The organism is Bradyrhizobium sp. sBnM-33 (assembly GCF_032917945.1).
GTDB lineage: Bacteria > Pseudomonadota > Alphaproteobacteria > Rhizobiales > Xanthobacteraceae > Bradyrhizobium.
This window is the reverse complement of the sequence record NZ_CP136624.1, coordinates 6,516,340-6,529,717: the sequence shown is the minus strand read 5'-3', so window position 1 is coordinate 6,529,717 and position 13,378 is coordinate 6,516,340. Positions and strand designations below refer to the sequence as shown.

Sequence of the window (13,378 nt, the reverse complement as noted above, 5' to 3'; positions counted from 1 at the left end):
AGGAGTTCTTGATGCTCGTTTCCCGTCGTTCACTGCTAAAGGCCGCTGCCGCAGCGCCGGCGTTCTCGCTGCCGGGAATCCTGCGGGCGCAGTCACAGACCACGCTGCGCTTTATTCCGGTGATCGACCTGACCTTTATCGATCCGATCTACTCCACGGCGCAGGTTTCCCGAAACCATGGATTCATGGTCTACGACACGCTCTACGGCATGAATTCGGCGCTCGAGGTCTCGCCACAGATGGTGTCCGGGCATGTCGTTTCCAACGACGAGCGGCAGTGGGACCTAACGTTGCGCGACGGCCTGCTATGGCATGATGGCGAGCGCGTGCTGGCGCGTGATTGCGTCGCGAGCATTCGCCGCTGGGCGGCCCGCGATGGGTTCGGCGCCGAGCTGATGGCCGCAACCGACGAACTGTCGGCGCCTGATGACCGCACCATCCGCTTTCGGCTGAGCAGGCCTTTCCCTCTGTTGCCTGCGGCGCTCGGCAAAGTTGCGATCCAGGCGCCGTTCATGATGCCCGAGCGGCTGGCGAGCCATGATCCGTTCAAGCCGCTGGCCGAGGTGGTGGGCAGCGGGCCTTTCCGGTTCGTGGCGGATGAGCGCGTGCAGGGCGCGCGTAACGTGTACGCCCGTTTCGATCGCTATCTGCCCCGTCAGGACAGCAAGCCCGATTGGACTGCCGGTCCCAAGATCGTTCATTACGACCGCGTGGTCTGGACAACGATGCCGGATGCGGCGACTGGCGTCGCTGCGCTGCAAACGCGCGAGCAGGACTGGCAGGAAACAACGCCGCACGACCTGCTGCCGGTGCTGAAGCGTACCGGTGGCATCACCACGCGGATCCTCGATCCGCGAGGATACACCTGCATGCTGCGCGTCAACCATCTGCAGCCGCCGTTTGACAATCCCGCCATTCGTCGGGCGCTGTTGGGCGCGATCGACCAGTCCGCCTTCATGACAGCGGTTGCGGGCGATGATCCCGCCTATCAATCCGCGCCGATCGGCTTCTTTGCGCCGGGTACGCCGATGGCGAGCGATGTCGGCCTCAATGTCTTCCGCGGGCCGCGCGACATGGCGAGAGTCAAGACCGATCTGAAAGCCGCCGGTTACAATGGCGAGAAGGTGGTGCTGCTCGTCCCCACGAACTCGGTTGCACAAAAGCCGCTCGGCGACATCGCGGCCGACATGCTGCAGCAGGCCGGCATGAACGTCGACTATGCCGGACTGGATTTCGGCGTGGTGTTGCAGCGGCAGTTGAAAAAAGATTCCGTCGCCCAGGGCGGCTGGAGCGCCGGCGTTGGCAACTGGCAAGGCATCGATTGGCTGAACCCGGCCGGCAATTCGAACCTGCGCGGCGACAGCAAAACGGCCGGCTGGTACAAGAGCGAGAAGATGGGGGCGCTGCGCAGCCAGTGGCTCGCCGCCGCCAACCTTGCCGAGCAACAGCGGATCTGCCGCGATATCCAGGCGTTATCGTTCGAGGAAATCCCTTACTTCCCGATCGGTCAGTACAAGCAACCGACGGCGTACCGCTCGAACATTACCGGCATTCTCAACGGTACGGCCGTGTTCTGGAATGTGAAACCGTCATGAGCACGATCGCGATCTTCGGCAGTTATGTGTTGTCGCGCAAGGGCGGCGCGCAGGAAGTGCTCCGCGATCACTGGGTGTTGCTGGAGGGCAGGCGGATTACCGCCGTCACGCGCGACCGGCCATCCGCAACTGAGGTCTTCGACAGACCGGGCCTCTTCGTGCTGCCCGGTCTTCTGAACCTGCACAACCACTGCTTCAGCGAAGCCGTCGCCCGGACGCATACCGAGGACGGCAATGGTCGCCGGAACAACCAGAGCATCGTCTATACGGTATTGCTGCCGCTGACCAAGCGCGGCGCCGAGCTGTTGTCGCCGTCGGAGCGGCTTGCCATCGCGCGGCTCGGCATTCTGCAATTGCTGAAAGGTGGCGCCACCACGGTGATAGAGCCGTTTCGCAACACCATCCCGGAGATGTTCGACGCCGCCGAGGAAATGGGAATCCGCTTCTATGGCGCGCCGTATTTGTTTTCGACCTCGGATGCCAAGGCGGGACCGGACGGCGTGGTGCATTACGCGGGCGACGATGGCCAGGCCGATATGGACACCTGGAACGCGCTATACCAGCGATGGAATGGACGCGGCGACGGCCGGATCGGCCTCGCGATGAGTCCGCACGCGACCGACACCTGCGGCCCGGATCTGCTGCGGGCGTGCGCCGCTCGCGCGCGCGAACTCGACGTTCCCATCACCACCCATCTCGCGCAAAGCCAGGCCGAAGTCGCGACGATCGCAAGCCGTCACGGCGGTCGCACGCCGGCCGAATATCTCGATTGGCTGGGTCTTCTGGCGCCTGATCTTATGGCCGGCACTGCATCGCGAGCACCGATAATGATTTGAAGCTGATGGCGGCGAGGGGCGCCACGGTGCTGAACTGCCCGCGCGTGTTTGCGCGCTCAGGCGTTACCGCGGCGTTCGGTCGGTTCGCGGAGCACGGCGTCCGGACGGTGGTCGGAACCGATGGCTACAATATGGACCTGCTCGGCGAACTCAACGCGGCGTCGATGATCTCGAAGATTGCGTCCGCTCGCGCTGATGTAGCCAACGCACCGGAGCTGATCGAGTCGGTCACGGCAACGGCGGCGGCGGTCATCAAGCGGCCGGATCTCGGGACGATTGCACCGGGCGCTACCGCCGACCTCACCGTCGTCGACCTGACCCATCCCCATCTGCAGCCGCTGTTCGATCCGCGCCGCGGGCTCGTTGCGCTCGGAAACCGCGTCAACATCGATCTAGTCATCGTTGACGGCCGTGTGCTGATCGATGCGGGCCAGTACATTCACGGCGACGAGACCGCGATGATGTCGGCCGCGAACGCGGCAATCGGCAAAATTTGGGATTTGCCGGAAGCTCAGGCGGCCTTCAATGGATGACCGCTGGTCGGCACACGCACTGTCAGGAGATTGCAATGCCTTTCGATTTGATCTTGCGCGGCGGCCGAGTGATCGACCCCTCCCAGAAGCTCGACGCCGTGACGGATGTCGCCTTTGCAGGCGGCAAGGTGGCGATGGTCGGAAGCGAGCTCAAGGCCGATCCCGGAACCGATGTGCGCGACGTGTCGGGTTACATCGTCACTCCAGGCCTGATTGATCTGCACACCCACGTCTATTGGGGCGGCACCTCGCTCGGCATCGACGCCGAGGAGTTCTGCCGCACCTCCGGCGTCACCACGGCGGTTGACACCGGCAGCGCCGGCCCGGGTAATTTCGCCGGTTTCCGCAAGCACGTCATCGAGCCGAGCCAGGTCCGCATTCTGGCCTATCTGCATGTCTCCCACGCCGGCATTTACGGCTTCTCGCATCGGGTCATGGTCGGCGAGAGCGAGGAGATGCGCCTGATGAATCCGATCGACGCCGTGAAGGTCGCCGAGGCCAACCGCGACCTCATCGTCGGCATCAAGGTGCGGGTAGGGCTCCACGCCTCGGGCACTTCGGGAATCGTGCCGCTTGATATCGCGCTTGAGGTCGCCGAAGAGGTCGGCATGCCGCTGATGGCGCATATCGACCATCCGCCGCCGAGCTATGAGGAGGTGCTGGCCCGCCTGCGTCCAGGCGACGTTCTCACCCACGCATTCCGGCCGTTTCCCAATACGCCTGCCACCGCCCAGGGCACGGTGAAGAGGGTGGTGCTGGAGGCGCGTGAACGCGGCGTGTTGTTCGACATCGGCCACGGCAAAGGTTCATTCGCCTTCAAGACCGCCCGCGCAATGCTTGCCAACGGCTTCTATCCCGACACCATTTCCTCAGATGTCCATGCCCTGTGCATCGATGGGCCGGCCTTTGACCAAGTGACGACCATGTCCAAGTTCCTGTGCATGGACATGCCGCTCGCCGATGTGGTCGCGGCTTCGACGGTTAATGCAGCGATGGCGCTGCGGCGTCCCGAACTAGGCAGCCTCAAGCCGGGAAGCGCGGGAGACGCCACCCTGATTTCGGTCCAGCAAGGCCAGTTCGACTATGTCGACGTCGTCGGCGAGCACCTGATCGGCGACCGCAAGATCGTGTCCGAAGGCGTCGTCATTGCTGGCCGTTGGTGGCATCCGAAGCAATCGTCGAAGTTCGAACAGCTCGCAGGTTAGGCAGAATCGCAAGTGCATGTGACCGCGCGAAAATGTGATCGCTCGAAAGTGCTTCCCGTGTGAGCAGCCGGAAACTGGCAGGAGCGCGAGCAGGCCGTGCTGGCATACCGCTTGCAAGTAAAAGGAGACTGATTGGCATCGGTTTGACTGGCCCGTTTCACCTCATATGGCGTCGAACCTCCGGCCAATGAATTGGCCCGGACCGCCATGACAACTCAAGACTGGGAGAGCTCCATGGATCGCAGGACTGTGTTGAAAGGATTGGCCGGGATGGGCAGCCTGGCGGCAACGAGCGGCCTTTCGATGCCGGCTCTTTCCCAAGGCGCTGCCGCGGGCACCCTGCGCTTCGTGCCGCAGGCCAATCTCGCGAATTTCGATCCCATTTGGGGGACACAGTATGTCGTGCGTAACGCCGCCGCACTGGTGTGGGACACCCTTTACGGCCTCGACGCCACGCTGCAGCCACAGCGCCAGATGGTCGAGTCCGAGGAGGTGTCCGATGACGGTCTAGTCTGGACTTTTCGGCTACGGCCGGGGCTCAAGTTTCATGACGGCGAGCCGGTGCTCAGCAAGGATGTGGTGGCGAGTCTCGCGCGCTGGTCGGCGCGCGATCCGATGGGCCTGATGATCAAGGCGATCCAGAACGAGCTGACCGCCGTCGACGACAGGACCTTCAAATGGGCGCTGAAGGCGCCTTATCCGAAGATGCTGCTGGCGTTGGGCAAGAACAGCACGCCCTGTGCCTTCATCATGCCGGAGCGCATCGCCCAGACGGACCCGTTCAAGCAGATCCCCGAATATATCGGATCGGGCCCCATGAAATTCGCAAAGGGCGAATGGGTGCCCGGCGCCAAAGCGGTTTTCGAGAAGTTTGCCGATTACACGCCGCGGCAGGAAAAGGCATCCTGGCTCGCTGGCGGCAAGCAGATGCTGGTCGACCGCATCGAATGGGTGGTGATCCCGGATCCCGCTACGGCGGCAGCAGCACTTCAGAATGGCGAAGTCGATTGGTGGGAGAGTCCCATCACCGATCTCGTGCCGTCGCTCAAGAAGAACCGCATCAACGTCGACATCGCCGATCCCCTCGGCAACATCGGTTCATTCCGGATGAACCACCTGCATCCGCCCTTCAACGATGTGAAGGTGCGGCGTGCCGTGCTCGCGGCGCTGAGCCAGGAAGACTATATGCGCGCGCTGGTCGGCGACGATACCGCGCTCTGGAAGCCGCTGCCGGGCTTCTTCACGCCGGATACACCGCTGTACACAGAAGAGGGCGGCGAGATCCTGAAGGGCAAGCGCGATCTCGCAATGGCAAAGAAGTTGCTGGCCGAGAGCGGCTATTCAGGCCAACCGGTCACGTGTGTCGTGGCGCAGGATCAACCGATCACCAAGGCGCAGGGCGACGTCACCGCGGATCTGCTGAAGCAAATGGGCATGAACGTCGACTTCGTCGCGACCGATTGGGGCACGGTCGGTTCCCGCCGCGCCCAGAAGACGCCGCCTGGCCAGGGTGGCTGGGGGATGTTTCACACCTGGCACGCCGGCGCGGATTGCATCAGTCCCGCCGCCTACAACGCCATTCGCGCCAATGGCGACAAGGCGTGGTTTGGCTGGCCCACGAGCGCGCCCGTGGAGAAGGAAGTTTTGGCATGGTTCGACGCCAAGAATCTCGATGAGGAGAAGGCTGCGGTGAAGCGCCTCAACAAGGCGGCGCTCGAGGACGTGGTTTATGTGCCGACCGGCTTCTTCCTGAGCTACACGGCGTGGCGCAAGAACGTCTCCGGTATCGCCAAGGGGCCGCTACCCTTCTTCTGGGGCGTGTCGAAGACGGCATGACGCGTGATCCCACATGATCTCGTATATCTTCCGGCGCATTCTCTCGACCTTGCCCGTCATGGGCATCGTCGCGCTGTTCGTCTTCAGCCTGCTCTACATCGCGCCGGGCGATCCGGCGGCGGTGATCGCAGGCGACCAGGCGAGCCCCGCCGACGTTGAGCGCATACGCCAGGGCCTCGGTCTCGACCGGCCGTTTCTGGTCCAGTTCGGAACCTGGCTCTGGCATATCCTGCATGGCGATCTCGGCACCTCGATCTTCACCAACCTGCCGGTCGCCTCGATGATCGCGCAGCGCATCGAGCCGACGTTCTCGCTGATGGCGATCACGCTTGTCCTGACCATCCTGGTGGCGGTGCCGCTCGGCGTGGTGGCGGCGTGGAAGGCAGGAAGCTGGATGGACCGCACCATCATGGCGTTCGCCGTGTTCGCCTTCTCGCTTCCCGTCTTTGTTGTCGGGTACGTCCTTGCCTATGTGTTTGCGCTGCAGTTTGAATGGCTTCCCGTGCAGGGCTACACGCCGTTGGCGGCGGGCCTTTGGCCATGGCTGCAGAACCTCATTCTTCCCGCCCTGGCCCTCGGCTCCGTCTACATCGCGCTGATCGCGCGCATTACCCGGGCCTCCATGCTCGAGGTGCTGCAGCAGGATTATGTCCGCACCGCCCGCGCCAAAGGCCTCGGGCAGCGCAACATCCTGTTCGTTCACGCGCTGAAAAACGCGGCCGTTCCGATCGTGACGGTGATCGGTATCGGCATTGCGCTACTGATCGGTGGCGCCGTGGTGACCGAAAGCGTGTTCGCCATCCCTGGCCTTGGCCGGCTGACGATCGACGCGATCCTGCGCCGCGACTACCCGGTCATCCAGGGCATCGTCCTGCTATTCAGTTTCCTCTATGTGCTCGTCAACCTGCTGGTCGACGTCACCTACACTCTGGTCGATCCGAGGATCCGCTATTGAGCATCTCCACAACCAGAACTGTGCCGGTGCCGCCGGGCCTCGTCATTGCGCCCCAACTGCCGGACCTGCTGCTGCCGGTGGCCATCCGGCGCGGTGTGCTCGGCTTCCTGCGCAATCATCCGACGGTTGCGATCGGCGGTGCCTTGCTGCTCTGCCTCGTCTTGGTGGGGATCTTCGCGCCCTGGCTCGGGACCGTCGATCCGACCGCGCTCGCGCCTGCGAAGCGTACGCGCTTGCCTTCTGCGGACTTTTGGTTCGGCACCGACGTACTGGGTCGCGACATCTATTCACGCGTGCTTTACGGGGCACGGGTCTCGCTCACCGTAGGTCTGTCGGTAGCCGTACTGTCCTCGCTCGCCGGTCTCGCCATTGGCCTCGTTTCGGGTTTCGTGCGATGGGCGGACAGCATCCTGATGCGGTTCATGGACGGGTTGATGTCGATCCCGCCGATCCTGCTCGCCGTCGCCCTGATGGCACTGACGCGCGCGAGCGTCGGCAACGTCATCCTGGCCATCACGGTTGCCGAAATCCCGCGCGTCTCGCGGCTGGTGCGCAGTGTCGTGCTGTCACTGCGCGAGCAGCCCTATGTGGACGCTGCCACGGCCTCCGGCACCCGAACGCCGATGATCATCCTGCGCCACATCCTGCCCAACACGCTGGCGCCGATGCTGGTCCAGGCAACCTATATCTGCGCCAGCGCCATGATCGTGGAGTCGATCCTCTCTTTCATCGGCGCCGGCACGCCGCCCACCATTCCGTCCTGGGGCAACATCATGGCCGAGGGCAGGGCGTTGTGGCAGGTCAAGCCCTACATCGTATTCTTTCCCGCCGCGTTTCTGTCCGTCACCGTGCTCGCCGTCAACCTGCTTGGCGACGGCCTGCGTGATGCGCTCGATCCGCGAATGGCAAAAAGCCTCTAGAGCGTGATCCGGAAAAGTGTGTACCGGTTTTCCGATGGGGTTCTGATCTGATGGCGTTGCTCGAAGTCGAAAATCTGCAGACCCATTTCCGTACCCCCGAGGGTATCAATCGGGCGGTCGACGGCGTCTCCTTCCATGTCAACGAAGGCGAGACGCTGGCCATTGTCGGTGAATCCGGCTGCGGCAAGTCGGTCACCTCGATGTCGCTGATGCGGCTCATCGCTGAGCCGCCGGGCAAAATCGCGGGTTCTATCCGCTTCCAGGGCAAGGATCTGCTGCAACTCTCCGAACGCGAGATGCGCGCGATCCGCGGCAACGACATTTCGATGATCTTCCAGGAGCCGATGACGAGCCTCAATCCGGTGCTGACCGTCGGCCGTCAGATCGGCGAGACGCTGCGGATGCACCAGGGACTCGACAAGCAGGCCGCCGAGGCACGCGCCATCGAGATGCTGACATTGGTCGGCATCCCGGAGCCGGCGCGGCGCGTGCGCGAATATCCGCATCAGCTTTCCGGCGGCATGCGGCAGCGGGTGATGATCGCCATGGCGCTCGCCTGCAACCCAAAGCTCCTGATCGCCGACGAGCCGACCACAGCGCTTGACGTCACGATCCAGGCGCAGATCCTGCATCTGATGCTGGACCTCAAGCGCCGCGTCGGCGCGGCGATCGTTCTGATCACCCATGATCTCGGCGTGGTCGCTGAAATCGCCGAGCGCGTCATGGTCATGTATGCCGGCCGCAAGGTTGAGGAGGCGCCTGTGGCCGAGTTGTTTCGCTCGCCCCGTCATCCCTATACGCAGGGCCTGCTTGGCGCAGTACCCAAGCTCGGCTCCTCGCTATCAGGTGCGGCGCGGCGGCTCGCCGAGATCCCCGGCCAGGTGCCCAGCCTCAAGGGGCGGATTGAGGGCTGCGTCTTTGCCGGGCGCTGTGCGCTGGCGACTGATCTCTGCCGGCACATTGCCCCGGGTCTCGAAGAAAAGGGACCCCGCCACATCGCGGCCTGCCATTACGCGCGCAAGGAGGCGGCTGCGGCATGAACGCCCCGCTACTCCAGGTCAACGACCTCAAGAAGCATTTTCCCGTCCGCGGCGGCCTGTTCAGCCGCAAGTCCAACTGGGTCTATGCCGTGGACGGCGTGTCCTTTGAGGTCGAGCGCGGTGAGACCCTTTCTCTCGTCGGCGAGTCCGGCTGTGGCAAGTCGACGGTCGGCCGGGCCATCCTACGGCTGTTCGATATCACCGGCGGCCAGGTGGTGCTGGATGGCCAGCGTATCGATGATCTTTCACCCGGCGGGCTGCGCAGCATGCGCCGCCGCGTGCAGGTGGTGTTCCAGGATCCGTTCTCCAGCCTTAACCCGCGCATGCGCGTACGCGATATCCTGGCCGAGCCGATCCGTAATTTCCGCCTCGCCAAATCTTCCGCCGAACTCGAGGCGAAGATTGCGGCGCTGATGGACACTGTGCGCCTGCCACTCGATGCGCTGGGCCGCCGGCCTCACGAGTTCTCGGGCGGCCAGCGCCAGCGCATCGGCATCGCCCGGGCGCTTGCCGCGGAACCCGAACTGATCGTCTGCGACGAGGCGGTCTCGGCGCTCGACGTCTCCGTCAAGGCACAGATCGTCAACCTGCTGCAGGATCTGCAGCGCGAGTTCGGCCTCGCGCTGCTCTTCATCAGCCACGATCTGGCTGTTGTCGAGCACATGACGCACCGAGTTGCCGTCATGTATCTCGGCAAGATCGTCGAGATGGCGCCACGGCAGCAAATCTTCACCGCGCCGAGGCATCCCTACACCAAGGCTCTGCTGTCAGCGGTGCCAGTGCCCGAGCCCGGGGCTATTCGCAATCCGATCATCCTGAAGGGCGACGTGCCGAGCCCGATCAATCCGCCCAGCGGTTGCCGCTTCCACACCAGGTGTCCATACGTGTTCGATCGCTGCCGGACGGAAGAGCCGGAGCTTAGGTCGACCCATGGCGGTCAATGGGTAGCGTGTCATCTCAGTGCGCTTCCGGAGCAGAACTGATGCGCGTCGCGCGGACTGCCTCTGGAATTGACTTCGAGTGGACCAAAACTTTAACTGCTGGCTTCGATCGAACCAGGTAAGACTCCGATCTCCGCAGGCTGCGTTATTTTCGTGCAGCGCAGCCCTAAATGGAAGCATCCAGGAAGTTGTTCATGCGCGTCATCAATGTTGCCGCCGCCCAGTTGGGCCCAATCCAGAAAGCCGACAGTCGCGAAGCCGTCGTCAAGCGCATGATCGCGCTGATGGATGAAGCCAAGGCGAGGGGCGCCGATCTGATCGTCTATCCGGAGCTAGCGCTCACCACCTTTTTTCCGCGCTGGTACATGGAGGATCAGGCCGAGGTCGACACCTGGTTCGAACGAGAGATGCCGAATGCGGCGACAAGGCCTTTGTTTGAGCGAGCCGCCCACCACAACATTGCAATGAATTTTGGCTATGCCGAATTGACGCCGGATGGGCATCATTTCAACACCTGCATCCTCACCGACAAATCAGCAAAAATTGTCGGCAAGTACCGCAAGGTTCATCTGCCCGGTCATTCGGAGTTCGATACGAAACGCGCGTTCCAGCATCTGGAGAAGCGCTACTTCGAGCCGGGCGATCTCGGCTTCAACGTCTGGCGTGCGCTAGGCGGCATCTTCGGCATGGCCGTCTGCAACGACCGGCGCTGGCCGGAGACTTATCGCGTGATGGGCCTGCAAGGTGTCGAGATGGTGCTGATCGGCTACAACACGCCCTCGGTCAATGCCGAGAAGAGCGAGGAGGGGCCCGAGAAGCGGCTGTTTCACAACCGGCTTTCCGCACAAGCCGGCGCCTACCAGAACTCGACCTGGGTCGTATGCGTTGCAAAGGCCGGCGTCGAGGATGGTCACCCCTTGATCGGCGGCAGCCTGATCGTCAATCCGGACGGTGAGATCGTCGCCGAGGCCAAGACCGAGGAGGACGAACTGCTGGTTCACAATTGCGATCTCGACGCCACCTTCTTCGGCAAGAACACGATCTTCAATTTTGCGCTCCACCGTCGCATTGAGCATTACGGCCTGATCACCAGCCGCACCGGCGCGGTGCCGCCTCCGGAAAACTAGATGTCCGGTATCTCCTTGCTCGCCCGCAACGGAGCGGCCCAACCGATCAAAGTCAGTGATGTGAGAACTGCACCGTGCCCAACGCCATGGTAACGGCCGCCTGGGTCGGGTCAATCACGGGAATCCCGAGCGCCTGCTCCAGCGGCCGGCGGTGGCGCGCCATGCCGGCACAGCCCATCACGATGGCGCCGGATCCGTCTTCGTCCTTAAGCGCGCGTCCGACCTCGATCATCTTCGCGAGCGTTCCTTCGCCCGACGCTGTCTCCGCTACGCTCATGTTGAGCGGCCGCTCCCTGGTCAGGCGATCGATCAGGCCCATCTGCCTGAGGTAACGAACATGGCGGCTGATCGAACGCTGCGCGATTGCAATGACGCCGAAGGTTTCGGCACGCGCGAGCGCCGTCAGCACGCCGCATTCGGCGATGCCGAACACCGGCCGGTCGGTTGCTTCGCGGCAGACATGCAGACCTGGATCGCTGTAGCAGGCAATGACAAAGGCGGCCGAATGGTTGTCGCCTTCGACGAGGCGGCGCAGCGGCATCGCCACGCCATCGACGTCGGCCTGGCTCTCGATTCCGTACGGACCTTCGGCCAGCGTCTCGCAGACGATCTCCGGCCCGCCTTCAAAGGCGAGCGGCTTCAAGGCTTGCTCCAGCCCTTGCGTCACGAGCTCGTTGGAATTGGGATTGATGACGAGAATGCGTGGCCGGGACATGGTATTTTCCTGCAGTATGACGCGTCAATGGATACAGCGAGATCGGCACGCAACGAGACGACAATGGAAGCAAATGACCATGCCATCCAGCGATGCATCGTCCACCGTCTGCTGCGAAAGCGCAAGGGAGCGTAACGGCGCGATCCGTGCTTTTGTCTGGTCAATAAAGACATAAGATTCAGCACTCAAAGTTGGAGAGTTTGCCATGACCGATCCCGCCTACGACCTTCTCATCCGCGGCGGACGCGTCGCGACCGCGAGTGACGTGTTCGACGCCGACGTCGCCATTTCCGGTGAAACGATCGTCGCCGTCGGCCGCGGGCTGCCGGGCGCGCGGCGGGAGATCGACGCGCGGGGCAAGCTGGTGCTGCCCGGCGGCGTCGACAGCCACGCCCATATTGAGCAGCTCTCTGCCGCAGGCATCGTGAACGCCGACACGTTCGAGAGCGCGACCGTCTCGGCGGCCTTCGGCGGCACCACCACCGTGATCCCGTTCGCGGCCCAGCACGTCGGCATGAAACTGCCGCAGGTGCTGGAGGAGTATCACGCGCTCGCGAGAAAGGGCGCCGTGATCGACTATGCCTTTCACATGATCATCGCCGATCCCACCAGGGAAACGCTGGAAACGGATCTGCCAGCGCTGATCAAGCAGGGCCATGGCTCGATCAAGATCTTCATGACCTATGATCGCCTGAAAATCGACGACGAACCGCTGCTCGACATTCTGCTTGCGGCGCGCGACGGCGGTGCGATGCTCTGTGCGCATGCCGAGAACCACGGCATCATCTCCTGGATGGTGAAGCGGCTGCTGGCGCGGGGCTATACCGATCCAAAATATCACGCCATCAGCCATGCCCGCGTCTCGGAAGCGGAGGCCTTCAACCGGCTGATTGGTATGGCCGCGTTGATCGACCAGCCGATCATGATCTTTCACGTGTCGACGGCGGAAGGCGCCAAGGTGATCCGCGATGCGCGCGGGCAGGGATTGAAAGTCTTCGCGGAGACCTGTCCCCAGTATCTTTTTCTCACCGCCGATGATCTCGACAAACCCGGCGTGGAAGGCGCCAAATGGATGTGCAGCCCGCCGCCACGTCGCCCCGCTGATCAGGAGGCCCTGTGGCAGGCGCTTGCGCTCGGCGATCTCCAGACCGTTTCATCCGACCACGCGCCGTATCGTTTCGATGAAACCGGCAAACTGCGCGCCGGCCCCAATCCGAATTTCAAGCAGGTGGCGAACGGTCTGCCTGGCCTCGAAGTCCGTTTGCCGCTGCTGTTCGACGCAATGGTTTCAAAGGGCAGGTTGGGCCTTGAAAAATTCGTCGAACTGACGGCGACCGCACCGGCCAAGATCTACAATCTCCATCCGTGCAAGGGCTCGATCGCGGTTGGCGCCGATGCGGACATCGCGATCTGGGACCCCGCGCGCGAGGTCACGCTGAGCGACGCCATGATGCATGATTTAGCGGGCTATACGCCCTTCGTCGGCCGCAAGCTGCGCGGCTGGCCGGTCACAGTGCTGTCGCGCGGGCGGATCATCGTCGCGGACGGCAAACGTTCGGTCGAAGCAGGCTCGGGCCGCTTCCTTCCGCGCACGGGAGGCGAGGCGGCGAAACCGACCGGGCGCCTGATGCCGGACATCGATCCTGAGCAGAATTTTGGCGCGACCCTGCTATGA

Annotated in this window: 10 protein-coding genes and 1 pseudogene; 10 read left to right on the top strand and 1 reads right to left on the bottom strand. The window is 63.2% G+C overall.

Going from position 1 to position 13,378, the window contains the following annotated elements; all coding sequences use genetic code 11:
• Nucleotides 1-11 precede the first annotated feature (11 nt).
• The 9 genes and pseudogenes from RX328_RS30850 to RX328_RS30810 all read left to right on the top strand — a co-directional run bounded on the left by RX328_RS30850 (nt 12) and on the right by RX328_RS30810 (nt 10,988).
• Nucleotides 12-1,595, top strand: a complete 1,584-nt coding sequence (locus RX328_RS30850) for an ABC transporter substrate-binding protein (RefSeq protein WP_213253205.1) — start codon at nt 12-14, stop codon at nt 1,593-1,595.
• Nucleotides 1,592-2,964: pseudogene (locus tag RX328_RS30845) on the top strand (amidohydrolase family protein). The gene RX328_RS30850 and the pseudogene RX328_RS30845 overlap by 4 nt, the downstream one beginning before the upstream one ends.
• A 35-nt stretch (nt 2,965-2,999) precedes the next feature.
• Nucleotides 3,000-4,169: an amidohydrolase/deacetylase family metallohydrolase gene (locus RX328_RS30840; protein WP_213253204.1), complete on the top strand. Its 1,170-nt coding sequence runs from the start codon at nt 3,000-3,002 to the stop codon at nt 4,167-4,169.
• 234 nt (nt 4,170-4,403) lie between these two features.
• The gene (locus RX328_RS30835) at nt 4,404-6,005 is read left to right on the top strand and encodes an ABC transporter substrate-binding protein (RefSeq protein ID WP_213253203.1); all 1,602 of its coding nucleotides are present in this window, start codon (nt 4,404-4,406) and stop codon (nt 6,003-6,005) included.
• A 13-nt stretch (nt 6,006-6,018) separates the two neighbouring features.
• Entirely contained in the window at nt 6,019-6,960 is a 942-nt protein-coding gene (locus RX328_RS30830) for an ABC transporter permease (RefSeq protein ID WP_213253202.1), read from the top strand.
• Entirely contained in the window at nt 6,957-7,880 is a 924-nt protein-coding gene (locus RX328_RS30825; RefSeq protein ID WP_213253201.1) for an ABC transporter permease, read from the top strand. Before RX328_RS30830 ends, RX328_RS30825 begins: the two co-directional genes overlap by 4 nt.
• Nucleotides 7,881-7,930: 50 nt before the next feature.
• Nucleotides 7,931-8,920 (top strand): ABC transporter ATP-binding protein, encoded by a 990-nt coding sequence (locus RX328_RS30820; protein WP_213253200.1) that lies wholly within the window; start codon nt 7,931-7,933, stop codon nt 8,918-8,920.
• A complete protein-coding gene (locus tag RX328_RS30815) occupies nt 8,917-9,903 on the top strand; it encodes an ABC transporter ATP-binding protein (RefSeq protein ID WP_213253199.1) in 987 nt (328 codons plus the stop codon). Before RX328_RS30820 ends, RX328_RS30815 begins: the two co-directional genes overlap by 4 nt.
• 152 nt (nt 9,904-10,055) lie before the next feature.
• The gene (locus RX328_RS30810; RefSeq protein WP_213253198.1) at nt 10,056-10,988 is read left to right on the top strand and encodes an N-carbamoyl-D-amino-acid hydrolase; all 933 of its coding nucleotides are present in this window, start codon (nt 10,056-10,058) and stop codon (nt 10,986-10,988) included.
• Between the two features lie 52 nt (nt 10,989-11,040).
• Here RX328_RS30810 and RX328_RS30805 read toward each other — a convergent pair whose 3' ends face one another.
• Entirely contained in the window at nt 11,041-11,703 is a 663-nt protein-coding gene (locus RX328_RS30805; RefSeq protein WP_213253197.1) for an aspartate/glutamate racemase family protein, read from the bottom strand.
• A 205-nt stretch (nt 11,704-11,908) separates the two neighbouring features.
• On the opposite strand from RX328_RS30805, the gene hydA reads away from it, so the two are divergent.
• Complete coding sequence (gene hydA, locus RX328_RS30800; RefSeq protein WP_213253196.1) at nt 11,909-13,378, top strand: dihydropyrimidinase; 1,470 nt, start codon at nt 11,909-11,911, stop codon at nt 13,376-13,378.